The organism is Pseudomonas sp. MWU12-2345, from assembly GCF_023242385.1.
GTDB classification, from domain to species: Bacteria; Pseudomonadota; Gammaproteobacteria; order Pseudomonadales; family Pseudomonadaceae; genus Aquipseudomonas; species Aquipseudomonas gingeri_D.
On the sequence record NZ_JALLJA010000017.1, the window covers coordinates 78,028 to 102,137 of the forward strand.

At 59.0% G+C, this 24,110-nt stretch carries 38 protein-coding genes; 9 read left to right on the plus strand and 29 right to left on the minus strand.

Annotation, left to right across the window (positions count from 1 at the left end):
* Positions 1-21: 21 nt before the first annotated feature.
* From M5C71_RS26725 to M5C71_RS26760, 8 genes are all read right to left on the minus strand, one after another.
* The gene (locus M5C71_RS26725; protein WP_248769139.1) at positions 22-1,101 is read right to left on the minus strand and encodes a major capsid protein; all 1,080 of its coding nucleotides are present in this window, start codon (positions 1,099-1,101) and stop codon (positions 22-24) included.
* 86 nt (positions 1,102-1,187) lie between these two features.
* A complete protein-coding gene (locus M5C71_RS26730; protein WP_248769140.1) occupies positions 1,188-1,883 on the minus strand; it encodes a head decoration protein in 696 nt (231 codons plus the stop codon).
* 27 nt (positions 1,884-1,910) lie between these two features.
* On the minus strand, positions 1,911-2,564 hold the full coding sequence (locus M5C71_RS26735) for a hypothetical protein (RefSeq protein WP_248769141.1): 654 nt from the start codon (positions 2,562-2,564) through the stop codon (positions 1,911-1,913).
* 24 nt (positions 2,565-2,588) lie between these two features.
* Entirely contained in the window at positions 2,589-3,467 is an 879-nt protein-coding gene (locus M5C71_RS26740) for a S49 family peptidase (protein ID WP_248769142.1), read from the minus strand.
* Complete coding sequence (locus M5C71_RS26745; protein WP_248769143.1) at positions 3,467-5,119, minus strand: phage portal protein; 1,653 nt, start codon at positions 5,117-5,119, stop codon at positions 3,467-3,469. The genes M5C71_RS26740 and M5C71_RS26745 overlap by 1 nt, the downstream gene beginning before the upstream one ends.
* Complete coding sequence (locus tag M5C71_RS26750) at positions 5,119-5,388, minus strand: gpW family protein (protein WP_248769144.1); 270 nt, start codon at positions 5,386-5,388, stop codon at positions 5,119-5,121. The genes M5C71_RS26745 and M5C71_RS26750 overlap by 1 nt, the downstream gene beginning before the upstream one ends.
* 39 nt (positions 5,389-5,427) lie before the next feature.
* The gene (locus M5C71_RS26755) at positions 5,428-7,569 is read right to left on the minus strand and encodes a terminase gpA endonuclease subunit (protein WP_248769145.1); all 2,142 of its coding nucleotides are present in this window, start codon (positions 7,567-7,569) and stop codon (positions 5,428-5,430) included.
* Positions 7,502-8,107, minus strand: a complete 606-nt coding sequence (locus M5C71_RS26760; protein ID WP_248769146.1) for a hypothetical protein — start codon at positions 8,105-8,107, stop codon at positions 7,502-7,504. The genes M5C71_RS26755 and M5C71_RS26760 overlap by 68 nt, the downstream gene beginning before the upstream one ends.
* A gap of 115 nt (positions 8,108-8,222) precedes the next feature.
* On the opposite strand from M5C71_RS26760, the gene M5C71_RS26765 reads away from it, so the two are divergent.
* Positions 8,223-8,537 (plus strand): hypothetical protein, encoded by a 315-nt coding sequence (locus M5C71_RS26765; protein WP_248769147.1) that lies wholly within the window; start codon positions 8,223-8,225, stop codon positions 8,535-8,537.
* Between the two features lie 166 nt (positions 8,538-8,703).
* Here the strand turns inward: M5C71_RS26765 and M5C71_RS26770 are convergent, their stop codons facing one another.
* The 21 genes from M5C71_RS26770 to M5C71_RS26870 all read right to left on the minus strand — a co-directional run bounded on the left by M5C71_RS26770 (position 8,704) and on the right by M5C71_RS26870 (position 20,226).
* On the minus strand, positions 8,704-9,333 hold the full coding sequence (locus M5C71_RS26770; protein ID WP_248769148.1) for a hypothetical protein: 630 nt from the start codon (positions 9,331-9,333) through the stop codon (positions 8,704-8,706).
* A 305-nt stretch (positions 9,334-9,638) separates the two neighbouring features.
* A complete protein-coding gene (locus tag M5C71_RS26775) occupies positions 9,639-9,980 on the minus strand; it encodes a hypothetical protein (protein WP_248769149.1) in 342 nt (113 codons plus the stop codon).
* Complete coding sequence (locus M5C71_RS26780; RefSeq protein ID WP_248769150.1) at positions 9,977-10,279, minus strand: hypothetical protein; 303 nt, start codon at positions 10,277-10,279, stop codon at positions 9,977-9,979. The genes M5C71_RS26775 and M5C71_RS26780 overlap by 4 nt, the downstream gene beginning before the upstream one ends.
* 2 nt (positions 10,280-10,281) lie before the next feature.
* Positions 10,282-10,605 carry a peptidase M48, Ste24p gene (locus tag M5C71_RS26785; protein WP_248769151.1) on the minus strand — a complete coding sequence of 108 codons (324 nt, stop codon included), beginning with the start codon at positions 10,603-10,605 and terminating at the stop codon, positions 10,282-10,284.
* An 88-nt stretch (positions 10,606-10,693) separates the two neighbouring features.
* Positions 10,694-10,960: a hypothetical protein gene (locus M5C71_RS26790; protein WP_248769152.1), complete on the minus strand. Its 267-nt coding sequence runs from the start codon at positions 10,958-10,960 to the stop codon at positions 10,694-10,696.
* Positions 10,961-11,200: 240 nt separating this feature from the next.
* Positions 11,201-11,590, minus strand: a complete 390-nt coding sequence (locus M5C71_RS26795; RefSeq protein ID WP_177138130.1) for an antiterminator Q family protein — start codon at positions 11,588-11,590, stop codon at positions 11,201-11,203.
* Entirely contained in the window at positions 11,587-11,874 is a 288-nt protein-coding gene (locus M5C71_RS26800) for a hypothetical protein (protein ID WP_248769153.1), read from the minus strand. The genes M5C71_RS26795 and M5C71_RS26800 overlap by 4 nt, the downstream gene beginning before the upstream one ends.
* Entirely contained in the window at positions 11,867-12,046 is a 180-nt protein-coding gene (locus M5C71_RS26805; RefSeq protein WP_248769154.1) for a hypothetical protein, read from the minus strand. The genes M5C71_RS26800 and M5C71_RS26805 overlap by 8 nt, the downstream gene beginning before the upstream one ends.
* Complete coding sequence (locus M5C71_RS26810; protein ID WP_248769155.1) at positions 12,043-13,419, minus strand: replicative DNA helicase; 1,377 nt, start codon at positions 13,417-13,419, stop codon at positions 12,043-12,045. The genes M5C71_RS26805 and M5C71_RS26810 overlap by 4 nt, the downstream gene beginning before the upstream one ends.
* Positions 13,416-14,246: an ATP-binding protein gene (locus tag M5C71_RS26815; RefSeq protein WP_248769156.1), complete on the minus strand. Its 831-nt coding sequence runs from the start codon at positions 14,244-14,246 to the stop codon at positions 13,416-13,418. The genes M5C71_RS26810 and M5C71_RS26815 overlap by 4 nt, the downstream gene beginning before the upstream one ends.
* Complete coding sequence (locus M5C71_RS26820; RefSeq protein WP_248769157.1) at positions 14,230-14,994, minus strand: helix-turn-helix domain-containing protein; 765 nt, start codon at positions 14,992-14,994, stop codon at positions 14,230-14,232. The genes M5C71_RS26815 and M5C71_RS26820 overlap by 17 nt, the downstream gene beginning before the upstream one ends.
* Entirely contained in the window at positions 14,991-15,224 is a 234-nt protein-coding gene (locus M5C71_RS26825; protein ID WP_248769158.1) for a hypothetical protein, read from the minus strand. The genes M5C71_RS26820 and M5C71_RS26825 overlap by 4 nt, the downstream gene beginning before the upstream one ends.
* Positions 15,221-15,823: a hypothetical protein gene (locus M5C71_RS26830; RefSeq protein ID WP_248769159.1), complete on the minus strand. Its 603-nt coding sequence runs from the start codon at positions 15,821-15,823 to the stop codon at positions 15,221-15,223. The genes M5C71_RS26825 and M5C71_RS26830 overlap by 4 nt, the downstream gene beginning before the upstream one ends.
* Positions 15,820-16,134, minus strand: coding sequence for a hypothetical protein (locus tag M5C71_RS26835; protein WP_248769160.1), 315 nt, complete (start codon positions 16,132-16,134; stop codon positions 15,820-15,822). The genes M5C71_RS26830 and M5C71_RS26835 overlap by 4 nt, the downstream gene beginning before the upstream one ends.
* Positions 16,131-16,949: an ORF6N domain-containing protein gene (locus tag M5C71_RS26840; RefSeq protein WP_248769161.1), complete on the minus strand. Its 819-nt coding sequence runs from the start codon at positions 16,947-16,949 to the stop codon at positions 16,131-16,133. The genes M5C71_RS26835 and M5C71_RS26840 overlap by 4 nt, the downstream gene beginning before the upstream one ends.
* Positions 16,946-17,260 carry a hypothetical protein gene (locus tag M5C71_RS26845; protein ID WP_248769162.1) on the minus strand — a complete coding sequence of 105 codons (315 nt, stop codon included), beginning with the start codon at positions 17,258-17,260 and terminating at the stop codon, positions 16,946-16,948. The genes M5C71_RS26840 and M5C71_RS26845 overlap by 4 nt, the downstream gene beginning before the upstream one ends.
* A 1,230-nt stretch (positions 17,261-18,490) precedes the next feature.
* Complete coding sequence (locus tag M5C71_RS26850) at positions 18,491-18,733, minus strand: hypothetical protein (protein WP_248769163.1); 243 nt, start codon at positions 18,731-18,733, stop codon at positions 18,491-18,493.
* Entirely contained in the window at positions 18,730-19,068 is a 339-nt protein-coding gene (locus tag M5C71_RS26855) for a hypothetical protein (RefSeq protein ID WP_248769164.1), read from the minus strand. Before M5C71_RS26855 ends, M5C71_RS26850 begins: the two co-directional genes overlap by 4 nt.
* Complete coding sequence (locus M5C71_RS26860) at positions 19,065-19,400, minus strand: hypothetical protein (protein WP_248769165.1); 336 nt, start codon at positions 19,398-19,400, stop codon at positions 19,065-19,067. Before M5C71_RS26860 ends, M5C71_RS26855 begins: the two co-directional genes overlap by 4 nt.
* A gap of 165 nt (positions 19,401-19,565) precedes the next feature.
* On the minus strand, positions 19,566-19,937 hold the full coding sequence (locus tag M5C71_RS26865; protein WP_248769166.1) for a hypothetical protein: 372 nt from the start codon (positions 19,935-19,937) through the stop codon (positions 19,566-19,568).
* A gap of 10 nt (positions 19,938-19,947) precedes the next feature.
* A complete protein-coding gene (locus M5C71_RS26870) occupies positions 19,948-20,226 on the minus strand; it encodes a Cro/CI family transcriptional regulator (protein WP_248769167.1) in 279 nt (92 codons plus the stop codon).
* Positions 20,227-20,334: 108 nt separating this feature from the next.
* On the opposite strand from M5C71_RS26870, the gene M5C71_RS26875 reads away from it, so the two are divergent.
* From M5C71_RS26875 to M5C71_RS26910, 8 genes are all read left to right on the plus strand, one after another.
* The gene (locus M5C71_RS26875) at positions 20,335-21,099 is read left to right on the plus strand and encodes a LexA family transcriptional regulator (RefSeq protein WP_248769168.1); all 765 of its coding nucleotides are present in this window, start codon (positions 20,335-20,337) and stop codon (positions 21,097-21,099) included.
* A gap of 87 nt (positions 21,100-21,186) precedes the next feature.
* Entirely contained in the window at positions 21,187-21,495 is a 309-nt protein-coding gene (locus M5C71_RS26880; RefSeq protein WP_248769169.1) for a LuxR C-terminal-related transcriptional regulator, read from the plus strand.
* Between the two features lie 120 nt (positions 21,496-21,615).
* A complete protein-coding gene (gene csrA, locus M5C71_RS26885) occupies positions 21,616-21,810 on the plus strand; it encodes a carbon storage regulator CsrA (RefSeq protein WP_248769170.1) in 195 nt (64 codons plus the stop codon).
* A complete protein-coding gene (locus M5C71_RS26890; RefSeq protein ID WP_248769171.1) occupies positions 21,803-22,201 on the plus strand; it encodes a hypothetical protein in 399 nt (132 codons plus the stop codon). Before csrA ends, M5C71_RS26890 begins: the two co-directional genes overlap by 8 nt.
* Positions 22,189-22,446, plus strand: a complete 258-nt coding sequence (locus M5C71_RS26895; protein ID WP_248769172.1) for a hypothetical protein — start codon at positions 22,189-22,191, stop codon at positions 22,444-22,446. The genes M5C71_RS26890 and M5C71_RS26895 overlap by 13 nt, the downstream gene beginning before the upstream one ends.
* Entirely contained in the window at positions 22,443-22,625 is a 183-nt protein-coding gene (locus M5C71_RS26900) for a hypothetical protein (protein WP_248769173.1), read from the plus strand. Before M5C71_RS26895 ends, M5C71_RS26900 begins: the two co-directional genes overlap by 4 nt.
* An 85-nt stretch (positions 22,626-22,710) precedes the next feature.
* Positions 22,711-22,947: a hypothetical protein gene (locus M5C71_RS26905; RefSeq protein ID WP_177138099.1), complete on the plus strand. Its 237-nt coding sequence runs from the start codon at positions 22,711-22,713 to the stop codon at positions 22,945-22,947.
* Positions 22,944-24,080: a tyrosine-type recombinase/integrase gene (locus tag M5C71_RS26910; protein ID WP_248769174.1), complete on the plus strand. Its 1,137-nt coding sequence runs from the start codon at positions 22,944-22,946 to the stop codon at positions 24,078-24,080. The genes M5C71_RS26905 and M5C71_RS26910 overlap by 4 nt, the downstream gene beginning before the upstream one ends.
* Positions 24,081-24,110: the final 30 nt, after the last annotated feature.

Here is a 24,110-nt window from a genome sequence, read left to right on the forward strand (position 1 = left end):
CCGCCCCTCCCGGGCCAGCCATCAGCTACCGCTCGCCGGTGTACAGACCTTGGCAGCCAGGCAGGCATTGACACGACTCGGGATAACCAGCGGCGAGCTCTGCATCAGCAAAATCCGCTGGGCTGGGTCGTTCTCGACCCAGGTCTTGGGCGCGTAGGACAGCGACTGATAGTTGAAATTCGGGTCCAGGATGGTGCCGAAGGCACGGGTGCCCATCAGTTGAGCGCCGGACATCAGCATGTAGCCATCCGGCAGCATCGGTTGCTCGACGCCGTTTTCGTCGATATACCAGTCGTTGTACAGCCACAGGTCGTACTGACCCCAGCGGCCTTTGTACACGGCACCCGGCGCGATCTGCGGGCCGATATTGATGTTGCCGGACTCGCCTTGTTTCGGGAAAAAGATGGCGCCGAACACTTTCTCGTCATTGGAGAAGGTCTGCCAGGCCGAGGTGGTGAATACCAGGTCCATGGCCTGAGCGCCGGAAAGCTGGAGCATCAGGGTCTGCCATTCTTCGATGTTGTTGGCCGGCACTGTGTCGCGGCCCGCGGCGTTGAAGTTGGCCTTGGTGCCCCACTGGCTATTGCCGGTCAGTGCAATCGACAGCTGGCCATCGCGCCCGAAGTCCACCACCTCGGTTTCGAAGCCTTCACCGGAGACGGTGACGCGACCAGTCAGCATGGCCGAAGCGGCCATCCATTCCAGGCGCCGATCCAGCATGTCGATCTGGTCGGCCATCTCGAACGCGACGTTGGCCATCTCACGTTCGCCGGCAGTCATTTCACCACCGCCGATGCGTTCACCGATGTGGCGCATAACCGGCTTGCGCAGGTCCGGCGCGCGCTTGTCCTTGATGTAGGCTGGCTTGTAGGTGTTGGTCTGGTACTTGCGCTGCTCGACCAGCTTGCCCTGCACCAGCGGGCTGACGAAGGGCGACATGCGGCGCAGGCCGACATCGATGTCGATCGCGACGAATTCGGTTTGCGAGTTGACGATGTTCGGAAAGAAGCGGTCGAGCAAGAATTTCTGCGAACGCTTGAGCGTCGGCACGACCTGGATCAGGTCGGTGGTGCTGAATGGAAACGAACTGGCGGCGGTCATGGGCCTCTCCAAGCAAGGGATGCGAAATCCAGCTCACAAAAAACCCGCCGAAGCGGGTTCTTGTGGGCAGTACGGTAAGGGCCGAATTACGGCGCCGAGTTGTTCGAAGGCGAAGCCGACGAGATGGAGCTTTTGGCGAACATCCCATAGGGGCGCATGGCCGACACCAGCGACGGCAGCGACCAGGAGGTATCGAAAATCAGTTTCGAGGCATTGAACTCGCCCGCCAGATACCCGCCAGCCGTGACCGGACCCAGGCTGGCGTCAGCATCGTCGACCAGAATGGCGACAGGGTTCTGGCTGCCATCGGATGCGGTGCGCACGCACTGCACGTAAGTGCCGACGGCATCGAACACACTGATGGTGAAAGCGTCACCCACTACGAACGCCGTAGCGCCTGCAGTCAGGGTGAAGTTGATTTCAGTGCTGGTGAATGGCGTGCCAGCAGTGGCATTACCGAGCGCGACGCCTTCCGGGTCGACGACACTGAAGACGGTCGCCGAGGTTGCGGTGAGGGTGTAGATGCCCACCTCAACCGCGGCTCCGACACTGATACCGCTCAAGGTGCCGTTGCCGGTATTGCCTTGTGCCGCCGCAGCCTGGATCGGGTTGACAGTCTGCTGGCCAAGCACTGTGCCGCGCTTGAGAGCGCCAGCGCCAATCAGGATCGGTTGCGTCACCAGGTTGCGGGCGTCGGCGATCAGTTGATCCGGGATATAGACCTGAGCCTGTACACCGGGCTGTTGCGGGTTGTCACGAATGACGCTGGGGGTCAACGACATGCTGTCGATCTCCGTGGAGTGTTGGGATTAGCGCGACGCGCGGGCGGCGGCGGCAATGATCTTCTGGGCAATCGGGGAAACCCCGGACGACTCTTCGCCCCCGCCTGCGCCGGCATGCGTGACGTTGGCGTCTTTCATGCGTTCGCCGAGGCTGCTGCCACGAGCACCTACGCTGCGTGCCACGCTCAGGGCGCTGATAGCGGCGTCCGCCGACATGTTGGTGTCGAAGGCAAAGACGCAGGCTTGCTCGGGATTGCTCGTCTTCAGGCCGTGAGCGAGGATCCGGGCGCAGCGGGCGCGCTCCTGGGCGACGATGGCCTTTTTGGACTTGGCGTCTTTTTTGTCCTCGTCGTCCTCGTCATCTTCCTTGTCGTCGTCTTCCTCGGCGCGTTTTGCCTTGCGCCCCTTCTTGTCGTCGTCCTCATCGTCTTCGTTTTCGCCCTTGGCGCGCCGCGACTTCTTGTCGTCTTCCTCATCTTCCATGTCGTCATCGTCTTCGGCGCGCTTGGCCTTACGACCTTTTTTGTCGTCTTCCTCGTCGTCCTTTTCCTTGTCATCCTCTTCCGCGCGACGGGCACGCTTGGATTTCTCCTTTTCGTCGTCTTCTTCCTCGGCGCGCGGGGAAATACCAAACAACTGGGCGAACGGCATGGCCGCACTCAGTTTTTTGCGAATGGTCATCGGTGAATCCTCTGAAGGTTTGTGCTAGGCCAGCTGAGAGAGCAGCGCCCGGAAAGCGGCGTCGGGCGCCGCAACAGCGTCAGCCAGGCCGGCCTCTACCCCGGCGGAGCCGAGGAAGGTTCCTGCCTGGGTTGCGCGGACCTTGCTGGCCGCGATGTTTCGATTACGGGCCACCGTGTCGACGAACAGTTCGCCCATGGTGTCGATATCCGCTTGAAATCGCGCCAGCGCATCCGCCGACAGCGGGATCTCGGAGTGCCCGTCGGCCTTGCGGTCGCCGTAGGTGATAAAGGTGACCTCAATACCGGCCGAGGTCAGGGCCTTGGAGAAGTCGACGTGCATGCAGATCACACCGATGGAGCCGGTGCCACCCGTGCGCGGCACGTAGATTCGGTCCGCTGCGCTGGCAATCGCATAGGCCGCCGAGTAGGCCGACTCGTTGAGGATCGACCAGATCGGTTTGTCACCCCGCGCGCTGTAGATGGTGTCCACCAAGTCGAAACAGCCGGCCACCTCGCCGCCGGGGGAATCGACATCCAGCACGATGGCGCTGACTTTCGGGTCGAGCAGGGCTGTGAGAAATGCCTGGCGCAAACCGTCGTAGCCGGTCATGCCGCTCCAGGGGCGGAGCGTCCCGGTTTTTTGCACCAGGGTGCCATGCACCTGAATAATGGCGATGTCACCAACCAGGTCGTAACCGCTGTCGCGCGCCTCCCGGTCGGCGTAGCTGTAGCCGTCGCCTTCCAGGGCCGCGGGCGTCAGGTCCACGGCATCGCCGCTGACCCGCATCATCCGACCGATGCCGAGACGCTCGGCCAGGGCCGCCATGATGACTTCGGCCTTTTCTGGGCGGATCGCCACCGGCACATTGAAAAGCCGCTGCGCAAGGTGTCCAAAGTGCATTAAGTAGGCCTCGGTTTCTGTATGGCGTCGTCCGCCGTGGTGTAACCGCCGGGGATTTGCATGCCGGCCCAGGTCGGTGCCGGGATGCCGAGCTCCCTGAACTTGTCGATTTCGCGTTTGCGTTGCTCGAGCACTTCCTCGTAGTCCAGCCCCTGCTCCATGCATTCCTGTTGCAGGGTTGACAAGCCTGCGTCCATGCCCAGGACGGCACCTTGCTTCTCGGCCACCGGGTCGATCCAGCCACGGGCCGGGCCCATCCATTCGGCGCGGGAGTACATGCCGCGGCATTCCATGAACGCCGGGGCGCCATGGGGCAGCGGGTAGTCATCAATCTCCATGGATTCCTCCATGAAGCATCCCAGCACCGGCTGCGCCGTGTTGGTGGCGAAGTCGTTGCGGCGGCGCGTCAGGGTCTTGAAGGCTTCCAGCAACGCGCCACGTGCTGAGCTGTAGTTGGTGTCGGACCAGTCGTGCGACATCTGCTGCGCCGACAGGCCGGTGGCCGAAGCGAAGTTGCGCAGGAACGATTTCTCGAAACCGGCGAAGTTCGCATTGGGCCGCGTGGCCGTGACGGCGTTGATTTTCTCGCCCGGGAACAGGATCGGTAGCCGAGACTCGCCGAGCATGGTCCGGCGGTCTTCGTGGTAGTCGGCGCGCTGGTCCTGGTACCGGGAGAGGTCGGTGTCATCGCCAATAGCCTCGCTGACCAGCGAGTGATCGAACGGACTTTCGATGTAGGCACCAAAAATCGAGTTGATCACCGCCGCGTCAAGCTCCACGGCGTCGTATTTGGCCAGCATCTTCATGCGTTGCAGGATCGGCGCGAAGATGCCGGAGCCGCCCCGGTGCTGCGAGGCTCGATCATGGTCGAAGTCATGGATGATGACCGGGCGCCCCCAATCGGTTTCCCGGGGGATTTCTTCCCAGGTCACGCTGTCGGCGGCGGCCCACCAGTCACCCTGGTGGGCTTTGCGAATCCAGTAGGCCTTGGCCGCGCCGAACTGGTCGAGCACGACGCCGCCGCGAGTGCCGTCGGAGTCAAAGCGCTGTTGCGGATTGCTCAGGCGGTCCGGGTCGATTAGCTGCATGGCCGTCGCGTAGCGCGCCTTGCCATAACCCACGCGCTCGGGGATCCAGCAGGCCTGCACCAGCGAATCACCCTCGACGAGCTTGTGTCTGAAGCCAAGGCGCATCATCTGGGTGATGGTCAGTGAGCGCTGGGCATCGCAGTAGCGACCGCTATCAAAGGCCCAGGTGCGGTAGTTGGCCGTGGCCACCTGGGCGAATTCGTGGGCCCAGGTGGCATCGAATGCCTTGTTTCCGGTATGAGCCGCCAGGGCGCGCCAGTCCGGCTTGATCAGCGGCCGGAAGTGTCCGCCGATAGCGTTGTCCAGAATGCGGGTTACCGCGCCGGAGGCCCAGCCGTCGTTGCGCACCAAGTCGCGAACACGGGAGACAATCCGGTCGCGGTACATGTTGAGGTCGCCGTCGGGCGATCCTAGGTAAGGGCGCCAGCCCGAGACGTGCTCACCGTAGATGTCAGCAGCGTCATAGGGGACGTTGCCGCCTGGCGCCAGCATCTTGCCCCGGCTCGGCCGCATGGGCTGGATCGGCTTGCCGTCGAGCCCCACAATCGATACGGGATTATTCATCACTTAAATCCAATGCGGATGGGCTGACGCGGGCGACAAACGATGCCGAGTTGCTTCTGAAGCATCATGATGACGTTCGCGAGCTGAGCGAGATTTGCGCGGGTGTAGGTGATGCTTTTCGAGCCATCGCCCTGGGTGTACGTCGCGCTTTCGACCTTGCCGCCGGCGGAAAGCTGCAGGTAGGCCTGCTGGGCGTTTTCCAGAGAGGTCTGCAACGACGCGCGCGGAATGCCCGCCAGCAGGTTGCTGGTTGGTCCGTAACGGCTCATAGGGGTAACTCCGGGTGATCCCCGCCGAAACGGGGAGATCTAGGCCAACCGTCTGGTTAGCGATTTCTTTTTGTCGGGCTTGGCCTGGATGACCCGGGGACCAGCGGGAGCCACCGACTGACTCGGCGCAGGAGAGATATCGTCCTCCGGCTCCGCCTCTGGTCTGGCTACCGGAATGCCGATTGAGGCATTGACCTCTTCGGCCCGCTTATTGAGTTTGATGCCCATATGTAGCAGCCCGCAAAGCGCGGCATAACCATATACGCGACAGTCCAATCCCTCGTTGGCACGTCCGGGCCGAGGCTCCCACACCCGGTACTTCACGCCCCCCGTCACCTTGACGATGGAGCGCTCGGCGGTGAGCTGGGCAAAGTAGTTGATGTCACGGCTGACCGGAAAGTGCATGTAGCCGGGGCCTGGCTTGTCCTTCATCAAGCGCGTGGTAATGGTGTCCTTGGCCGCGTTCACTCCCAGCATCACCGGGCGGTAAGTCGCCTTGCTGCGCCGGCTCGGGACCTTTGTCGGCCAGACAGGAGAGCGCTTGCCATTGCGGGCCGACTCGCCCTTGACTGCCCAAATACGTCGTCCAATGCGAGCCTTGCAAAAACCATATACCGCCTGAGTATGGTGACCACCCGAGTCGAAACAGGCCGCCATCACCGGGAAGGCGTAGCCGTCGGCGCGATACCAGATTCGCTTGAGGTAAGCATCGAGCAGTGCCTGCACGTCGGGCTGATCAAATTCGCCATCAATGACGTGGTAGTCAATCGACCAGGATTCCTCGTTGACACCCCAGCCGATGACTTCCATCTCAAGCCGGTAGTCCTGACAGTCGATACCGACGGTAATCAGAGCAACTCCATCGGGAACCTCGGCGGCCCAAATCTCGCAGCGAGCAGCCAATGCCTCGATTTGGATCTCACGCCCGGAGTTCTTCCGATAGGGCAGGCCCAGCTGGGTGTTGTAGAACGCCAGCTTCATGTCTTCATCGTCGCCGCAGGCCAACCATTTGCGAGCGATATCCGATGGCTTGTCCTTTGACCAGGGGCTATATAGCTTCGAGGCGGTAAACCCGGCGTGTTCGTTTTCCACAGGGTGGATGCCGCAGGTCGGACAGCGTGCCAGGTATACCGAATGCCGAGGGCTTTCAGACAAGGTCCAAACCCGATCTACCGCCCCTTCACGCGCCAAGTTCCAGGCTACGTCGTACTGCTCAAGCGGTTGATGGCGATCACCGCAGCAACTGAACGGCTTGGTCTGATGCCAGCGGATACTACGCAGTGCCTTGAGGCGCTGGCCTTCCGACCACTCTTCACCGCAACCCTCGCAATACATGCGAGCCGTCTTTGGCATATGGGCACCGGTTTCCGGGTCCTTTTGCCAATGCACGTGCTTGAAAAAATCCGGAAACTGCCGGTGCCCACACCCAGGGCACTCCAGGGAGGCGCGGCGCTGGTCGGAAGCCAGAAAGCTTTTTTCGATTCGAGACTCGTCCTCGACGGTCGGCGAGCAAGCACGTACTGAAAGCCAGTTGGCGCCGAAACTCGCGGTACGCTCCTCGGCCAGCATGATCGGATCGCCCTCGCGGGTGATCGGGTATTTATCGACTTCGTCGCTCAGCAGGATGCGAATCGGGCGTCGCGCCAGGTTGTCCGGGCTGCCAGCGCCGGCCAGGGCCAAGAATCCGCCCGGGAAAGCCTTGTACAGCAGCGTTTCATCTGACGACCGGGTTTTGCCGGTGCCGACAATCTCGCGCAGGACCGGAGTCGTCCGAACCAAGGGGCTGATGCGCTCTTTCGAGAACTGTTCGGCGGCCGCCTCCTTAGGCTGCAACAGCAGCATCGGGCATGGGTCCAGGTGAGCGAAGTAGCCGAAGATGTTTTCCAGCAACGCCGTCTTGAGCAACTGGGTGCTGACCATTACCGTGATGACATGCACGCCGGCCTCGGTCACGGCCAGCATAGGGCCGCGGGCAACCTCGACCGTCGAAGTCTCCCAGTTGCCGGAGATTGCACCGGCCTCCTTTGCCAGGCGGCGATAGCGATCCGCCCAGTCGGGCACGGTGATGCGCGGCGGTGGCGTCCAACCCTGGCGGTAGGCCAGGCGCAGGCGGTCAGCTTTCGCTAACGAACTCGACCTCACTTTCCGGCGTACCGAGTTGACTGATGTGTTTGTGGACATACTCCGTCAATGCTCCAACCACACGATCAGCCTCAAGGCCGAGATCGGCGGCGAGAAGCGGCCCCACACGGGTAGGCCAATTGAGCCAGGCATCACGCGATGCCCTGGCCTGTTCAAATAGGATTTTCTCGGCGACCTCCAGATCAACCAGCGAACCTGACTTTTGTTCGTACTCGAGTTGGCGCAGCAGCGCCAGGTAGTTCTCTTTCCGTCGCAACGCTTCGGCGTAGTCATGGGAGGCCACACCGCCGCTTTCGAGCAGTCGAGCGGCCTCCTCTTCCAGCGTTTCACCGTCGGACTCATCGACCTGCGAACTGCGAACCATTGAGTGCGAACTGCGAACCCCTGGGTTCGCATTTTCGAGCGCCGGGTTCGCACCCTTGGCATTACCTTCCCGCCAGCTACTGCCAACGAGATCTGGATTGATCGAGCCGTCGTCGAAAGCCGCAAGCCTGTTGAGCTTCAGCGCTTTTCTGACCAGCGTGTCAGACACGCCTTCGCGTCGCGCAAACTCGCGAATGGAGACACCTTGCTTCATGGCTCGAACTCAGGTGCGAACACCTTTGAGACTTCATAGCTGGGGCTACAGCGAGGCGCGCAATGCCCTCGGTGCAGGAATGCTCAGGAGGGACCCATGACCAGGGGGGGTGGGCATGCCCTTGCGCACCATGGCGGTGCATTTCTCAGTGGCACCCCAGACCTCGGAGGGTTTCGCTATCCTTGATCGCCAACCCCAACCAAAGGATCGGACAATGCCATCACCAGAACGGATCGAAAGCCACACCATACCGCTGAGTACCCTGCTGGATCAGCTCCTCGGCCTACCCAAGGACACACTGGTATCGTTTGGCGGACTGGACTTCTACCGGATCAAACCTCGCGGGCCTGCCCTTGTGCAAGTCGAGTTCAACCAATCGGTTTATCGCACAAGCGAAGGTCTCTTGGTGGTTGAAGACCACTCACAATAGCAGCGGCATAGATAGCCGCTTTCGTTGTAGGTACGGGCGGGTAACTCTCCTGCATCCGTCCGTTATCTACTCGTTTGAAGATCACGCAGTCGTCATACACAACCATCTCCCAAGAAGAGATGATCTGCTTGCCCCTGATATCCATACCTACAACCTCAGTTTATTTTTACCTAGCCGAGAGGATCGCCCTGCCGATCGATGCGCCGAGCACCGCATTGAACCGCCGATCAATCAGCGCCTTCGCGCGACTGCGATAGTTCAACCGTTTCGTCACAGCAACCGCGTCACCGAAACGAATCAACAGTTTCAAGTGAGCTGGCTGTTTCTTCTTTGCTGGGATGCGCTGCCAGACACCATTGACTGGTCCGGACTTCGTCTTGACCGGACCAATGAAAATATCCTTTCGAGCCTTCAGCCGTTCCAGCACCTTGCGAGGCAACTGGCCGTATTGATCGAGCTTGATGTTCTTCGGGTTGAAGAGCGCGCGACCAGCCAGAACATGGTTACCGCCGTCCTCGTAGGGTTCGAGGTACTTCGCAGCAATCGGCCTGACGAACACGATTGCTGTGAGCGTGTCCTTGCGAGCGCCTTGCATGCCCACCGACTTCTGAGTGAATGGCTTGGGCTTCTTGAAAGTGGAAGCGATGTTCTGGATCTCATCGGCCTGCACCTCCTTTGCAATCGCGGTCAATGCCAGGGCCGTGGCGAATGGCATTTGCTTGTAGGCAAAGGCCGATAGCGCCTTGGATATCTCCTTGACGTTTCCGCGGACTGAGATATCGAACGGTCCGGGCACACCTAACTCCTCTCGCCACTTGCCTGGTAGTCGCCTTGGATGAGCAAATCTTGGCCATCCATTCTGAAGACGACTGTCAGGATCGGAGAACCATCGGAATCGCTGCCGATACTCGTGCTGACCTGGCAAGGCAAGATGCTGCCCTGCTCGTCATGTAGCGCGAATGGACGGTGGTCAACGACACGGCGACCGAAATCACTCAGAGGGATTACCGACCAGGGATCGGCTCCAGCACGTTTCAGAACCAACTTCATAAGCACCTCTCGCGCCACGAATTCAATTTCACCAAATCGTGGCGCGCACGATCACACCGCTTTCTTGGCCAGGGCGACAGCTTCACGCCAGTACACAGGCAGTTTGTGACCGATAGCCTCGAGGATGCCTTCGAGCTTTTCGATGACGTCGGGCGCCGGCGCGTCCAGATCATCTGCAAGTGCAGCAGCCGCGACGATTGGCTTGGCAGCAACCAGGGTTCCGGCGTCAACAACAGACACCTGAGAAGAGCCAGCTTCCTGCGGCGGAAAGGAAGACTGAGCGCCTGCTGGGACGCCAGACTGGATCAGGTCATCGGGCATTTTTGAATCCTCATTTTGAGTTGTGGCCACGCGGCCGGAGAGCCAAGAGTGGATAGCTTTCAAGATGCTCATGGTCGTCCGGCCTTGCGCCTCTCGGCACCCCGCCATGGGGCGTCGTTCGAGAATAGGTATTGGCGTCTGGCCCAGGCATAAGCGACGATGCCCAGGTGCAGCAAGACCGACCAGCCAGGCACCAAGACGCCCTGGGAAAGGTCCAGCAAGATGCCGAAGGAGCCGATGGCCACCAAATAGAACGACAAGCTCAGAACGGGGTGATCAAGAAGACTCACCGCGCGCAGGTATTCAAGTGCTGCGCCGATGGCCAATATGCACAGCAGTGCATCAACGACCGTCAGAATTGAACTCATCATGATCAAGCACCTCGCGAGGCCACGAACTGCCCGAGGGCTGCCTTCACTGCCGGGATAACGTTCATCGCCGTGAGCCCCAGCACGAATGAGACACCGCACAGCAAATTGTCATTCGGCATCAGCCCAAGCTTTGGGGCCAGCCATGCGGTCACCGGCTGAGTCAGGTAGATCGAGAAGAAGAAGCCAACGACCACCGCAGTAGCAGCCTGCCCTCTCGTCAAATCCTTCAGGAAGCCGAGCGAACCAATCGCGCCAATGAAGGCGGCAATGGCCACGCCATACTTGGCGAGCAGGACGCCTAAAGCAGTGGTCGTTGGCTCAGCCATTGGATACTCCAGAAATAAAAAGCCCGCCAAGAGGCGGGAAATAGCTCGTGCTATCGTTTCGGCACCACACCAAACGAAACATGAGGACTCAAGAATGAAGGTAACGCTCAAGTGCAAGAAGTGCGGCGGTGACCAATTCGAGGTTCCGGCCAGGCCGAACGACAGCTCGAAGGTTACCTGTCGCAAGTGCGGCGCCGTCGAGACTTACGGAAAGATCATCAAGGCAGTTGGTGACAAGGCTGTAAAAGACATCGAACGGGAATTCGGGAAGCTCTTTAAGTGACCGTAGGACTTGGATCAGCGGGTGCAACGACTCATCAATCTCGCCGCTCACCTCAACGCTGAAGTTGCCCATGCATCCTCCAGAAAGCAAAAAGCCCAGCACGATGGCTGGGCTTGGACCACTCCTCAGCCCAGCCCCCAAATGAGAGGGATGGAGAGCTGGACGAGGAATGGAGTCGAAATGATGCCAAATATATATTGGCCAAGCAATAAAAAGCCCAGCGATTAGGCCGGGCTTTCTCTGTGGTGTCGCGCTGAAACAGCTGAACACCGTGCCATGAAAACAGGTCGTTATCCGCGTGGAAAGAACTTTTTACGCAGCCTCACGAATTCCTTCGAGCGCACAGTCAATCCAGGCAACCCCTGTCCTGATCAGCTCGCGAGCCTTGGCTTCGCTCAGACCGAACTCCCGGCCAACCCTCAACGCTGGCCACTTGGCTCCGAAGTACAGCCAGATGAAATCGCCCATCTGCTGATTGCGCTTCGTAAGACGAGCAACGGCGCCGTCGACCACCAGGGCCAGGTCGTCCGTGATCACGTAAGCCCTGCTCCCCCCCTCACAGGGTGTGTTCTCTCGGATAAGTGCTTGGAGCGGGGAGACATAGCGTGGAACACCCATCCCATCCATCCGCCACCAGCCCCATTGCTCCAGCAGGTATTCAGTGTCACCAAGGGGCTTGCCCAGATATGTACGCTTCTTCATGCCGCTTTCCTCGGATCTGGATCACTCAGGCCAAACAGATCGCGGAGCAACCGGTCGGCGGGTTTGTTCTTGGCGTTGCCCTCGATCAGCCAACGCTGGCCGAAGTCATGGAAACCGATCTGAGCGCGACTGCCGTGCCAGCTCGCAACCATGTCCAACAGGTAGGCCAGCGCAGTAGCACCGCCGATCTTGACCTCGGCCAACTCGGTACCTGCGATTTTCAGGAAGCGTCGTTCAAGGTCGCTCATGCTCTTGCGCGGCAACGCCGCCGTGACGTTACTCATTTGCGGCACTCCCAGAGGCTTTTCCAACCTCCACATTCATGTATTTAGCAATCACGGTGCAGGCCTTGCGTGGCGTGGCCTGTGGGCGATTATGTGAATCTTTAAATCTAACGCCTGTCTGCTCGGCAATGAGGCAGACCCGATTTCTGTCTAACGCTTTGGCGGAAATCATTTGCCCTTCCTCCCCTTGTACTGGCTGGCGAAGGGGCGACTCATTTCGACCTCTTCGTTTGACGGCTCACGATTGCCGGCGAAATTGACGAATCGAGCGAACTGGCCTTGCTGCTGGACCAGGCACGAACCAACCGGCGCATGCCTGCACTTGGGCATGATCAACTCGGTGATGCCGTTCTGGCCCTCCTCGCTGTCCATGTCGCGGTGAACCAGGATGATGCAGTGGGCGTCGGCCTCGATCTGGCCGGACTCACGCAAATCTGAAGCGATCGGCTTTTTACCCGGGCGCTTCGTCGAGTCGCGGTTGAGCTGCGCCAGCAGGATTACCGGCACCTCCAGTTCCTTGGCGATGTTGACGATGTCGGTCGAGATCTTGCCCAGCTCCGCGGTGCGGTTGAACGCCTTACCGTCCGAGCCAATCAGGCCTATGTAGTCAATCACCACCACATCCAGGCCGTGCTTTCGTTTGACCTGGCGGCAGATGCTGCGGATCCGCGCGACGGTGAGACCCGACTTGTCGCTGATGTACAGCGGGGCATCCATGATCTTGTTGACGGCCGACGTCAGGCGAGGCCAGTCATCGTCCTGCAACTGCCCGTTATCGAGCACCCGAAGATCAATGCTGCCAATGGATGCCAGCGCGCGGTTCCCGATCTCTTCCTCGGGCATCTCCAGCGAGAACACCATCCCGACACCAGCGCCGGAGCAGGCGATGTGCTGGGCGATCTGCAAGCCCAGGGTTGTTTTGCCGCTACCCGGCAGGCCGGCGACGATGGTCACGGTCTTTTTGCGGAGCCCGCGAATCAGTTTGTCCAGGTCCACCAGGCCGGTGGACAGTCCGGACTGCACAACCCCGTTGAACTTGGCATCGATGATGTCGACGTTTCGGGCAATCACCTCATTGATGTGCTTGTAGTCCGGCTCCCCGGTGTCCAGGTCGCGCAAATCGGCCATGGCCTGCTGGGCGCTGGCGACGATCTCAGCCACCGGCCGGTTCTCGCTCGCGGAATCGCGAACAGCGTCGGCCGCATCCACCAAACGCCGCAACACGGCTCGCTCCCTCACCGTCCGGGCGTAGGCCTTCCAGTTCGCGGTGCTTGGCGTGTTCCTGGCCAGCTCGACGGCGTAGCCCAGGGTCGCGCGACCACTCGGCAGGCATGACTTAAAATCGGCCACCGTCACCGCATCGATGGTCACACCCGTGCAATGAAGATCGATCATCGCCTGGAACAGCGCAGCGTTTTCCGGGTCGTGAAAGTCGGCCGTGGTCACGCAGGAGGTGATCGGGTCGAACAGTTCGCCATCCAGCAGCAGGGCGCCGAGCAATGCGTGCTCGGACTCATCGCTGTAAAGCTCGCGGAAGTCGTTCATGCGCGCCTCCGTGCCGAAGCCCAGGTAAAGCCGGCCAGCTTCGCGCCATTCTCGCGCAGGCGATCAAGCGCCCGAGCTCCGATGTACTGCTCAAGACTTGGCGCGTGCCGCCCTTCCGCATCCTGCTTCGAGGTTGCGGGCAGGTTGGAAACGAGCACCATGGGCTTCACATCCTGATACCGGCGATCAATCACCTCATGCAGGACCGCCAGTTCGTACTGCGTGCCCGCCTGGGCGCCGACCTCATCGAGCACCAGCAGGTCGAAGCTCGCCAGCTCGTCGATTACGTCACCCTCGCTGAACCCTGAGTTGCGATCCATGGAGCGCTTGAACGTGCGGATAACCTCCGCGGCGGTGGTGATGACCGCCACCGCCCCCAGATCGATGACGCGCCGGACAATACCGCTCGCCAGGTGCGTCTTGCCGGTCCCCACGTTGCCAGTCAGCAGCAGATTGCGGCCGGCGGCGAAGTGCTCGCCAAAGTTGTCGGCATACTCCTGGCACAGCTCCAAGGCCTGGACCATGGCCGGGGTGGCGGCGCTGTAACTGGCGAACGTGCTTTCAGCAAACCGAGGGCTGATTCCAGAGCCCACAAGCGCGCTGTTGAGCTTTTCGGCTTGAAGGTGAGCCAGGGCCTGCGATCGCTCGGAGCTACCGGCAGGCGCCACACGCAGGCCGTGGTACTGGCACTGCTTGCATGGGCGTACCAGCATCGAGCCATCGAACTGCTCAACCTCGGAGCGATCAACCTCACCATGGACCGGGCAATGGCCGGTGAACGCCCGGTGCTCGGGCTGACGGCGAAAAATATTAGAACGCTGGGCCATTGCCGCCTCCTCGGTACATGTCGGGGGTATGGTTGGGCAGGTTGTTGAAGGCCGAAGGCTTGCTGCCCGCGGCCGGCAACAACTCATCTGTCCACCGCTCACCGTTCAACCAGGTCGATGCATTGGGGGCGTAGCGACCGCCATCCTTGGTCCAGTCTTCGGAAACGCTGTGCTGCCCCAGGGCGGTGATCAGGATCTGGCGTAGCTCTTCGTTCGGTTTCAGCTTCGCCCAGGCCTTGGCTGCGTCCTTCCGCCCTTTTTTCTTCGGGTACAACTTCCAAAACTGATCAAAGCCTTCTTCCGAAACACCTTTTTCACCACCGGGTGCTGGTGAGGTTTTAATGCTCTTTGTATTGTTGCTTTGTGTATTGCTCCCCTGCGTGTTTTCCGAAGGGGGTTCACCGTCTTTTCCGAAGGGGTTCGCAGCATTTCCCGAAGGGGTATTCGGAAAACCGAAGGGGTCAACGAGGCGGAGTCGACGCTCCACAACTCGCTTGCCTTCGCGGATCAATTCGACCCGGAGATGCCCCTTATCAACCAACCCGCTGATGATCTCCGAAACCCTGGAAATCGACAGATCGAAAAACTCAGCGAAGTGCGCATTGGTTGCATAGCAGCCTCGCGAGCCCGTCTCTAGGCTGGATATCTCGCCCAACATGACCTTCTCATTTGGCGACAGGGAGCGATCAAGCCAGCGCTCTGCTGGAATCCAGACGCCCTGGAATTTGCGTGGAATGTCGGCAGTCATACGTTCAACTCCCGCGTCACACGGCTGACGAAGTCGTCATAGCTCTCGGTCATGGCGATGCCACGCTCCTCCAGAGCGGCGCGGGAAGCCTTGGCCATGCTGTAGACCTCCCAGCGCTCGCGCTCTGGCAGATGGCGGCAACCGGAATAGTTGGGCCAGGGGCCGGCGATCACGGAGGCGCTGGCGGGCGCCTGAGGGGTGTTGCCAGTCGCAATAGGGTCGATGGTCATTGCAACGTCTCCCCGTTCGGCCGAATGATCTTCGCCACGATGGCCGCCATGTCCTCGATGGTCCCACCAGACAGGCGGCGAACCAGAAGTCCCAGCGCAGTAGTGGCATTGATCGCTTCCACTGCGACTGTGGCAGTGATTTGGGCATTGATCGCCGCAAGAGTCGCGCTGGTACCAAGCCGAACCTTATCGCTGGAGTTGAATGCCTCGCAGGCCAGAGCTAAGTCGCTATGTTGGCTGAAATGCTCCGGAGGGATCGCCGAGGTCAGAGGGCCCGCAATGGGAATATGCATGTCCGGGACCTCCTCACCCGCCAGCATGCACCGACTTGCGACCGCCCAGTGCTCGTCGGAAACCTTCTTGGCATCGCCACCGGTCTTACGTTCAAACAAGACCTTGAGCGCCCAGTAGGCCTCGATCAGGCCGACATAAACGTCATCCCGCTCTTGGATTGTGCCACCCTCCTCGACAAGCTCTGTCGCATCCTTCACACACTCGAAGCACTTCAGAAGCAGCGCGGCGTCGGTGAACCTCTCGAAGAACGCCTGATCGATGGTTTCAGCCTGGGCCGGCTTAGGGACATTGATCACTTTGCTCATAGCGCATGCTCCAGGCGCTGGATCAGCGTCCGCATTTTTCGTTTGGTGCTGGTGGTCAGGCAGCGAGCGGCGAGCCAGCGCTGGAAAGCCGCGCCCGTAAAGTTCAACACCCCGCCGAACGCTTCATCGTCCGGGTCGATACGCTTGCGCGGATCGTTGGGGTACGGATGCCCGTAGGCAGTGAAGTAGGTCTTGTATAGGGTGTTCAGTTCGCGGCGCAGGCTATTGCGCAGGGTCTCAGCCTGCTGATATTTCACGGCCGCCTCGGCAATCTGCCCCATGAGTTGTTCGTAGGTTGGCTTGGCGCTCATAGGGGTGACTCCGAAGTGAATTTGCTAACGGTGAATTTGCCGTCCCAGGTCTGCTTCATGGGCAGCTTCTTGGCGAGGTACATGTCGTGCAGCCGTCGGGCGCCCTCCTCCAGCATCACTGGTGTGTACTTGATGAACGGCAGAATTCCTTCGCCGCGGATCGTGATCGGCTTCTCTGTCAGCCAGTGCTTGTCGCGCGGGACGGCGTAAACCCGGTATTTCGGCGAGCTATCGGGATCGTGCTCGGCGTTGTAGACCCACTTGATTTCGATGAGATACGCCAGCATTTGCTGGGAGTTGACCCCGTTCAGGCGCTTGGCGAACTGCGGCACCGTCTCGCCAGGCATGAACAGGTTCTCCAACGCCTCGATCTTCTTGGCCTGCAGCTGGTTTTCCAGCGCCAGCACCTCGTTCTGCTCTTCCAGATCGGCTGCCAAGCGCATTGCCTCGGCGCGGGTCTGAGGTACCACGAAAGGCTGTGGCCGGAAGTAGTTGCTGACCAGCTGACGCTGGACCGCCCAAGACAGATCGTCGGTGAAGGGTTTCACCAGCATCAGATACCCTTGCTCGACGAGCAGGATCAGCCCACGGTTGGGTACCTCAATGCCAAAACAACGCAAAACGTCTTTTTGGCTTGTGTCGGCGAAGAAATAATCTGCCCCCTCGATGAGCCTTTCCTTGTGGGCGGTGAATGTACGGCCGGCTGTTCCTTCTGGCCGCTCATGCACCTGGTCGATCATGGCGAGGGTGACAACCCGCTGGCCGCGATACTCGACGATGGGAAGCTGGGTGTTGTGGATGGTGATTGGATTCATTGTGCGACCTCCGCAGCATCCAATCCCTTCTGCATATGGCCGATCTGGTCGTCGATGTAGTTTCCCCAGTCATCACCAAGGAAACCTCCCAGATCGGAAAGGTCAGCAGTATGAAGATGTCGCCCGTCGCGGTGATCTGCCTTGATGGCGCAGAACAGCGTCCTCATGTGCATCAGCCGCTCATGCGTGGCACGCAGCAGTTCGAGAGCGTCGTCGGCGATTTGGGCAGTCGCAGAAATAGCAGCATCGTTGAGTTTCTTTGGACAAGCCGATCCCGCCCCTGCGTTTATGCAGGATTGATTGTTCCTCATGGGTTAGCGCTCCTGACTAATCAGGAAGGCTTCGACAGGCTCAGGATCCCAGCGCACGGATCGGCCGAACCGAATTGGCTCAGGGAAGCCAGGAGTCTTAGACCAGCGCCACCAAGTGGCGCGACTGACCTGGTACTTGGCGCAGAGTTGCGCAGCGGTCGCACGAGCACCGACCTTCGGGAGATTCAGTTCAGAGGTGTTGCAGTTGGCAGATTTTGCCATGATCGATTTCCCCACTTATTTGGAAAAACCGAGGAGGTCGAACTGTCAAACCACCAGATCCCGCGAAAGGATCACCGTGGTAGACCGTCGGATAAAGCACCACTGTACAAATAACAGGTTGTGCCGTATTCCTTCCGGTACTACAGTTCGCCGCGAAGCCCGTTCAAATGCTTCTCCCCTCGGGGTTTGTGTACAGGCCTGGCCGGTATGCAGAGGACGTTCCACCGTCCTTTCCCGATCTAGCCCTCGGTATTCCACTACCGGGGGCTTTTCTTTGTCTGCAACTCCAACTGCCAGCAATTCTGTCAGAAAACATCCGCCAATCAGTTATCAGGGCGTCTCATTCATCGACAGAGTGCTGTAGGCGTGTTCGTATGGTAACGGCGCTTTTCAAAAAAAAGAATCAGTTTTTTTAGAATCCCTTGTGTACTCTTTTCGTAACTTCTGTCCCCGTACATTTTCTGGTCGAAACTTAGTGCCCCACAATGTCTCATAAGCACCAATGAGACCAAGCGAGACACCGTGAGCGCATCGAGCCACCCCCTACCTACCGCTCGTCGGATCGACCAAAAGGCCCGTATCATGGGGGCCGCAGGTGGGACTAACCAGGGGCCGAAGAGGCCCTCAATAGACCCTATCACGAATCCTGCGATCTTCCTGGCTGAGAGTTCTCAACACAATTTCGCTAAGCAAAATCGTGTCGCGACACAAAATACGAATAACTAAAACGTGTCGCGACACGTTTTTCTCGAGCGCAAAAACAGGTAATTTCCCGCTTCGCTTTACACTCAAGGTGTAAATATCCACATACAGTGATATTGCACGCTGTAATTTATCCCGCAACTAACCCCAGTTGCGCCCTGTTATACCCGGTTAGGCACAGTTTTCACTACAGAGGCACGCCCCCTACCTAGGGTTAATGGTCTATTTATGAACCTGGTCCCGCGCTCCCGACTGCTTTCCGATCTGGGCAGCTCCGGCGCGGTTCCGCGTCTCGCTTTGAACCGCTTAAAAATATGGTGCGGGAACCGCCATCGAGTTCAGCAAGCCGACAAGCTCCAGGTGCGCATGATCAGCAATGATCTCGATTGCGCTTTGAATGCCTTGCTCGTCTGCAGCATCGAGCTGAGATTCAGCATCGCCCTCTGCGCCGTCTCGGAAGCTGTTGCTGTTGATCAACACCTTAGCGAGCGCCCTGATTGTGATCAGTTTGTACTCAAGGGCGGCACCCAGCTCTGTCGGAGTTTTCATGACTGAGCCTCCTCGCGCTTGAGTTTGTTCAGCTTGTAGTTGGCGGCGGAGCCCTGCAGGTAAAGCGCACCAGCCAGGCGAGCCAAGTTGTCGACCAGCCAGCCGGTGCTCATCGCCAAATCCTTGGTCAGTTCGCCGCTTTCGGCGGTGCGCACAAGGAGCTCGCCAACCGCCGATAGACCGTAGAGGATCGAGTCGCCGTATTCGGTTGCGGCATGTTCCACCGATTCCAATTTCTGGACCTGGTCCGTAGTCAGCTTTGCACCGCCAACACAGGCATACTTCGGGGCCATTTCCACGTCGTGCAGAATGGCATTCCAGTGCGGGGCGCTCATTTGGCACCTCCAGCTTCCGGGGACGCTTCGACGCCTTTCTGAACCGACCAAACCAGCGCGCTGACCGTTTCAGCCAGGAAGCCCAGCGCCGCTACGCCGTCGCAGCACGCCATCTCGCCAGCATTCAGGCTGTCGTAAAGGTGATGGCAGAGCAGTCCAAGCCCGGAAGAAAGAACCTTGGCGGTTTCAAGGGCATCCTCGACATTGGAACCAGCCGCTACGCGGAACAGCATGGTTCCCCGGTTATCGATGGGGGCGTCGAGGAAACCGACCTCAGTTGTTAGCAACTCTTGCGCTGCTGGTGGGGTGGTGCTATTTTTCGGGTGCGACATAGCGCATCCTCCTAGTTCAAAGGTGATGTGGTACGAAGACCTCCTGGCAGAGGTCGATTAAGAAGCCCGCCTCCTACAGCGGGCTTTTTTGTGCCTGTCGTTTAGGGCAATCCCATAATTCCACGGCACAAAAAAATGCAACTCCTCAGCAGGGTCGGGATGGGCCTACCCTGGACGGACTTGTGGGATAGATGCTGGTACGCTCATGCACTGACTCCGAAAATCGTGGTATCTCTTCAATAGTGGGAAGTCACGGCGCCCTTTAACGATTAACCATCTGGTTAAAAGTTTAATTTCGGAAAAACCCGTACGATTTTGTGACGAACCTCTCAGTTTTTCCGATTTAATTGCCTTCAGAGCACCAAATTTCCATTCCGCGCAATGCGCGGAAGTCAGATCATCAGCGCCGCGCTGCGAACCAAATGTTTCTGCATGCGAAAACATTTCAGGGTTCAGCAATGCGTGCGTTTCGGGCTGGGCCAATGATCCGTTTGCTCCCGCTATTTCATAAGTCCCAAAAATAGGCTGGTAATCCATACAGGCCACCCTAAGACGAAACACTGGATGGTTGAACAGGTATATTTGGCGCTATCCTCGTAACACCTGAGGAACTAATCTGTTTGCAAGCGTTACGACTAGAGTCACGGCGCTGACCCGGGAAGGGTTTCTCTTCTACTGCCGAGATCGACCCATCAGCCGATACAGCAACAAAAATCATCCTTCCTTCACGAATTGCTTTGCTGAGAGCGCCCTGGCTCATGCCAAGCTGATCAGCCGTCCACGCATGACGTTTGGCTGCGTATACCGCAAGTGGTGTGCGTTCCACGATCCGTTACTCCGTAACTCTGGGCTGTATAAATAGTGCTTGCGGGATTTTTCAATGTCAATGCCTGCGGGATTTGTATTTTAATCCCGCCGAGAATAGGTTTGTTCTATGGAAATTCAGAAGAAAAAACCGCTATCACCCGAGCAGCTCGCTGACTGCGCAGCGCTCAAGGAAGTCTTCAACCGGAAGAAGGCGGAGCTCGGCCTGACACAGGAGAAGGCAGCCCAGCATCTCGGTATGAACCAGGGGTCATTCAGCCACTACTTGAACGGCAGGAATTCGATCAACCTTCAGTTCGCACTCGCCGTGGCTAAGCTGCTGGATGTCTCGGTCTCAGATTTTGCCCCCAGGCTAGGCAAAGCTCTTGAAGAGCAAGGCTATCGCCCCCCGGAGAGCTACGATGAATACCGACACGATCGTGAGGGAAGGCCCTATTTTCAAGATCATATGCGCGGCCAGGCCAATGTCATTGCTTTTGCGTATCCGGTAGTTCCATGGGGCGGAGAACGGGTTAAAAATCCGACAGGACATGGATTTTCAGACGAGGGCGAGCTTGATCTGATTGCCAGCCCCGAGGAGGCCGGTATTAATGGCTTCTGGCTACAAATGCCGGGGTCATCCATGAACCAGAGCGTTGCGCCTAGCTTTCCATCCGGAACGTTCCTGCTGGTAAACCCCGAGGATAGGGAACTCGAGCCTGGTGGCTTTTTCCTAGCGTGCACCGCTCATGGTGAATTTGCGATACGACAGCTTGTGCGGGAGGCGGGCTCTGACTTCCTCGCCCCGCTGAACCCCTCTTTCCCAATCATCCCGTTGCACCCGGACTGGTCGGTGGTGGGACGAGTCGTAGATGCGCGAATGCCAGGCGTCTAAAATAAAAAATAATCCCGCAAGGATTGACACAATAAAATCCCGCTAGCACTATATCTCCATAGTCATCGACCTTTGGAGCTGTACATCATGGAATATGTCATCTGCGGATCCTGGCGCGGCTTGCTTGGTAAGGGCCTCGCTGAACGCGAGCTTCACTGCGTTGTGGCTCTGGCGTCTGGCCAGACCGACAAGGAAATTGCACGCCGGGATGGCTTATCACCTCGCTCCATCAAAGGCCGAGTCGAATCTGCCATGTACAAACTTGGCGTATTCAAACGCTCGGCTCTGGTGGCTGAAGCGATTCGACTAGGCCTGATCACCTTCTGCCCCGGCACCCACCCGACACCAGAACCCCACGAAGAAAACGAAACCAACCAAGGCATCTTCATCGCCTGACGCCCAGGGCGTCAGTGCGGTGGGTATCGGTCGATACCCAGCGTCGTGACCCCTATCAAAACTTTGCGAAAGCCAAAAAACGCGGCCGGGATCCGGCTTGCCTGAAAAAGGAGTTTGACCATGTTGATCCTTACGAGAAAGACAAACGAAACCATCCGCATCAATGACGATATCAGCGTCACCGTGCTCGGCGTCAGCGGCCAGCAGGTGCGCCTGGGCATCGCCGCGCCGGAGTCCGTGGAGGTGCACCGCGAGGAGATCTATCAGCGCATCCAGACCGGCGCCCGCCAAGAAAAAGGGGAAGCCCATGTCTGAGCTGATCAAGCTGCCGGTCATCGACCGAATCAGCATCGTTCTGCGCCCCGCCGAGGGCCAGACACTGGAAGTCATCCAGCAGCATGTCCAGCTCGGCGCCCACGTATCGATCGGGCGCGGGCTGGCGGTGATCGCCGGCGCCAGCGATCGGGATGTGGTAACACCAGCGATGGAAGAGACTGAATTCTGCATCGACGACCAGGTGCGAATGAGAGCAAATGCTCGGCGCTATGAGTGGCTGCGCAATGTTGCTTTCGATACCCCACGCCAGGACCTGGTGCCGCGTGATCGCCTGGGCAACATGCTGGTAGAGCAAGACCTCGACGGAGAGATTGATCGTGCGATGAAAGCGTACCCGGGCGAGCGGAAGGACGAGCCATGCGCAGACTGATCGCAATCTTCCTACTACTGATCGTGGACCAGGCCAGCGCCAGCCAGATCGAACCAGTTATCAGCGTGCAGCACGATAGCCAGCGCGGAGTGACCTGCTGGGTGCTGAACGATGTCGGCATCAGTTGCCTGCCCGATAGCCAGATCCAGCGCCAGTCCACTCCGGCACCGGAACAACCCCAGGGTCGGGCCAACCCGACGAACACACCTGCCCCTCGCAGTCACAAAGAGAGGCTCCAGCTATGACCCTCTGCAACGGGCCCATGGGCCAGCGCCTGATCGAGCTGTTCAACGCCCTGCAGCGTCGGGAAACCACATTCGGCCAGATCTACGCAATGTCGGCGTCGTGCGGGATTGACGCCCGCCGGGTGCTGGCCGACCACTTCGCCCGGCCAGCGCAATCGGTCGGCACGCTGGAGGCGTGATCATGGGCAAGCCGGTTACCCCTGGAAGTGTCGCGACACTGTTCGCGAATTTCGAAAACGTGTCGCGACATGAAGGCAGGTAGATATGGCCAAGGTCATCGCTCAAATAACCGCTCGCCTGCCTCGCCTGATGGAGGCAGGTGAGTATAGGAAGTTGCGTTATGCTGGAGGGAAGCCAAGTTTGCAGCAATTGAAGAAGTGGATTGAGGAAGGCGAAATCGTGGGCGAGGTAAAAGGCGGAATGTATTTCGTTGACCTGCAGGCCGCGATCATCGGATCTGAAGATCCGCTGCTTGCCCAAATGATGGATGTTGAAAGATGAGTCCCCGCCCCCGCTCGCCGATCAACAAGAAGCTGCCACCGAACCTTTACGCCAACGGTAAGTACTGGCGGTACAAGAACCCTATCACCGGCAAGATGACCAGCATCAATCGCTCACTGGAGGAAGCCATCAAGATGGCAAAGGCTGCGAACGCACGCCTGGCGCCACTGATGGCCGGTGACGGCGAGATGCTGACGATGATCACCGGCGAGAAGCTGCCAAATATGCGCACCCTGCTGGATCGGTTTGAAGCGGAATGGCTGCCAGATCGGAAGTACGCGGCCAGCACACTCGATGAAATCGGCTACAAGCTTGAGCGGTACCGCAAGGAGTTAGGCGATCTGCTGGTGGGCCAGCTCGATGTTCTGGCTGTGGCCGAGTACCTGGACCAATTCAGCAACAATGCCTATACGAAGCACCGCGGGCTGTTGGTGCAGGTGTTCGCCTTCGCCGTGGCCAAGGGCCTGGCCGAGCGGAATGTGGCCGAGCTGACGCTTGTGAAGAAGGAAGAAGAGAAGAAGCGGCAGCGCCACACCCTAGAAGGGCTGACGAAAATCATTGAAGCAGACACCACACCAGTTTGGCTCAAGCGGGCCATCAAGCTGGGCTTGGCCAGCCTGCAGCGTCGCGAAGATATCGTGACTTGGACAAAAGCATCGGTAGACCTGGAAAAGAACACAATCAGCGTGTCACCCGGAAAAACCGAGGGCTACGAAACGCCGATCCACCTGAAGATCGTCATGGGGAAATCGCTGCGCGAGGTGGTGGTGGAGTGCATGAAGTCACCGATCCTTTCGCCCTACCTGATCCACTATCGGCCGCGCGCCAGGCGGAAGGAGCAGGTCGATGCCAAGGCCCACTGGACCAGCGTCACTCCGGACTATCTGACCAAGGAGTTCAGGAAAGCCCGGGACGCCGCCAAGGCTTATGACCACATGCCAATCAGCGAGCGCCCCACGTTCCATGAAATCCGCGCTCTTGGGTCATGGCTTTATGAGCAGCAGAAGTTCCCGACCGAGTACGTCCAGGCGCTCATGGGGCACGCCGACGAAGAGATGACCAAGCACTACCAGGAAGGTCACGAAAAAAAGGGAATCGAGTACGTCGAGGTAGGCGCCGGACTGGCGTTTTGAGGTGGGGTTTTGCAAAAGTTTTGCAAAAGT

Coding starts and splice junctions, on each gene's coding strand:
- M5C71_RS26735 (WP_248769141.1), bottom strand. CDS start 2,564: ATGACCATTCGCAAAAAACTGAGTGCGGCCATGCCGTTCGCCCAGTTG.
- M5C71_RS26905 (WP_177138099.1), top strand. CDS start 22,711: ATGGCCAAGGTCATCGCTCAAATAACCGCTCGCCTGCCTCGCCTGATG.
- M5C71_RS26890 (WP_248769171.1), top strand. CDS start 21,803: ATGTCTGAGCTGATCAAGCTGCCGGTCATCGACCGAATCAGCATCGTT.
- M5C71_RS26815 (WP_248769156.1), bottom strand. CDS start 14,246: ATGGCCCAGCGTTCTAATATTTTTCGCCGTCAGCCCGAGCACCGGGCG.
- M5C71_RS26730 (WP_248769140.1), bottom strand. CDS start 1,883: ATGTCGTTGACCCCCAGCGTCATTCGTGACAACCCGCAACAGCCCGGT.
- M5C71_RS26825 (WP_248769158.1), bottom strand. CDS start 15,224: ATGACCATCGACCCTATTGCGACTGGCAACACCCCTCAGGCGCCCGCC.
- M5C71_RS26760 (WP_248769146.1), bottom strand. CDS start 8,107: ATGAAGCAAGGTGTCTCCATTCGCGAGTTTGCGCGACGCGAAGGCGTG.
- M5C71_RS26800 (WP_248769153.1), bottom strand. CDS start 11,874: ATGAGTAACGTCACGGCGGCGTTGCCGCGCAAGAGCATGAGCGACCTT.
- M5C71_RS26830 (WP_248769159.1), bottom strand. CDS start 15,823: ATGAGCAAAGTGATCAATGTCCCTAAGCCGGCCCAGGCTGAAACCATC.
- M5C71_RS26810 (WP_248769155.1), bottom strand. CDS start 13,419: ATGAACGACTTCCGCGAGCTTTACAGCGATGAGTCCGAGCACGCATTG.
- M5C71_RS26795 (WP_177138130.1), bottom strand. CDS start 11,590: ATGAAGAAGCGTACATATCTGGGCAAGCCCCTTGGTGACACTGAATAC.
- M5C71_RS26855 (WP_248769164.1), bottom strand. CDS start 19,068: ATGAGCGCCCCGCACTGGAATGCCATTCTGCACGACGTGGAAATGGCC.
- M5C71_RS26750 (WP_248769144.1), bottom strand. CDS start 5,388: ATGAGCCGTTACGGACCAACCAGCAACCTGCTGGCGGGCATTCCGCGC.
- M5C71_RS26740 (WP_248769142.1), bottom strand. CDS start 3,467: ATGCACTTTGGACACCTTGCGCAGCGGCTTTTCAATGTGCCGGTGGCG.
- M5C71_RS26765 (WP_248769147.1), top strand. CDS start 8,223: ATGCCCTTGCGCACCATGGCGGTGCATTTCTCAGTGGCACCCCAGACC.
- M5C71_RS26780 (WP_248769150.1), bottom strand. CDS start 10,279: ATGATGAGTTCAATTCTGACGGTCGTTGATGCACTGCTGTGCATATTG.
- M5C71_RS26805 (WP_248769154.1), bottom strand. CDS start 12,046: ATGATTTCCGCCAAAGCGTTAGACAGAAATCGGGTCTGCCTCATTGCC.
- M5C71_RS26785 (WP_248769151.1), bottom strand. CDS start 10,605: ATGGCTGAGCCAACGACCACTGCTTTAGGCGTCCTGCTCGCCAAGTAT.
- M5C71_RS26900 (WP_248769173.1), top strand. CDS start 22,443: ATGACCCTCTGCAACGGGCCCATGGGCCAGCGCCTGATCGAGCTGTTC.
- M5C71_RS26880 (WP_248769169.1), top strand. CDS start 21,187: ATGGAATATGTCATCTGCGGATCCTGGCGCGGCTTGCTTGGTAAGGGC.
- M5C71_RS26845 (WP_248769162.1), bottom strand. CDS start 17,260: ATGAGGAACAATCAATCCTGCATAAACGCAGGGGCGGGATCGGCTTGT.
- M5C71_RS26725 (WP_248769139.1), bottom strand. CDS start 1,101: ATGACCGCCGCCAGTTCGTTTCCATTCAGCACCACCGACCTGATCCAG.
- M5C71_RS26745 (WP_248769143.1), bottom strand. CDS start 5,119: ATGAATAATCCCGTATCGATTGTGGGGCTCGACGGCAAGCCGATCCAG.
- M5C71_RS26840 (WP_248769161.1), bottom strand. CDS start 16,949: ATGAATCCAATCACCATCCACAACACCCAGCTTCCCATCGTCGAGTAT.
- M5C71_RS26790 (WP_248769152.1), bottom strand. CDS start 10,960: ATGGGCAACTTCAGCGTTGAGGTGAGCGGCGAGATTGATGAGTCGTTG.
- M5C71_RS26910 (WP_248769174.1), top strand. CDS start 22,944: ATGAGTCCCCGCCCCCGCTCGCCGATCAACAAGAAGCTGCCACCGAAC.
- M5C71_RS26820 (WP_248769157.1), bottom strand. CDS start 14,994: ATGACTGCCGACATTCCACGCAAATTCCAGGGCGTCTGGATTCCAGCA.
- M5C71_RS26875 (WP_248769168.1), top strand. CDS start 20,335: ATGGAAATTCAGAAGAAAAAACCGCTATCACCCGAGCAGCTCGCTGAC.
- M5C71_RS26755 (WP_248769145.1), bottom strand. CDS start 7,569: ATGTCCACAAACACATCAGTCAACTCGGTACGCCGGAAAGTGAGGTCG.
- csrA (WP_248769170.1), top strand. CDS start 21,616: ATGTTGATCCTTACGAGAAAGACAAACGAAACCATCCGCATCAATGAC.
- M5C71_RS26860 (WP_248769165.1), bottom strand. CDS start 19,400: ATGTCGCACCCGAAAAATAGCACCACCCCACCAGCAGCGCAAGAGTTG.
- M5C71_RS26865 (WP_248769166.1), bottom strand. CDS start 19,937: ATGGATTACCAGCCTATTTTTGGGACTTATGAAATAGCGGGAGCAAAC.
- M5C71_RS26835 (WP_248769160.1), bottom strand. CDS start 16,134: ATGAGCGCCAAGCCAACCTACGAACAACTCATGGGGCAGATTGCCGAG.
- M5C71_RS26775 (WP_248769149.1), bottom strand. CDS start 9,980: ATGAGCATCTTGAAAGCTATCCACTCTTGGCTCTCCGGCCGCGTGGCC.
- M5C71_RS26850 (WP_248769163.1), bottom strand. CDS start 18,733: ATGAAAACTCCGACAGAGCTGGGTGCCGCCCTTGAGTACAAACTGATC.
- M5C71_RS26895 (WP_248769172.1), top strand. CDS start 22,189: ATGCGCAGACTGATCGCAATCTTCCTACTACTGATCGTGGACCAGGCC.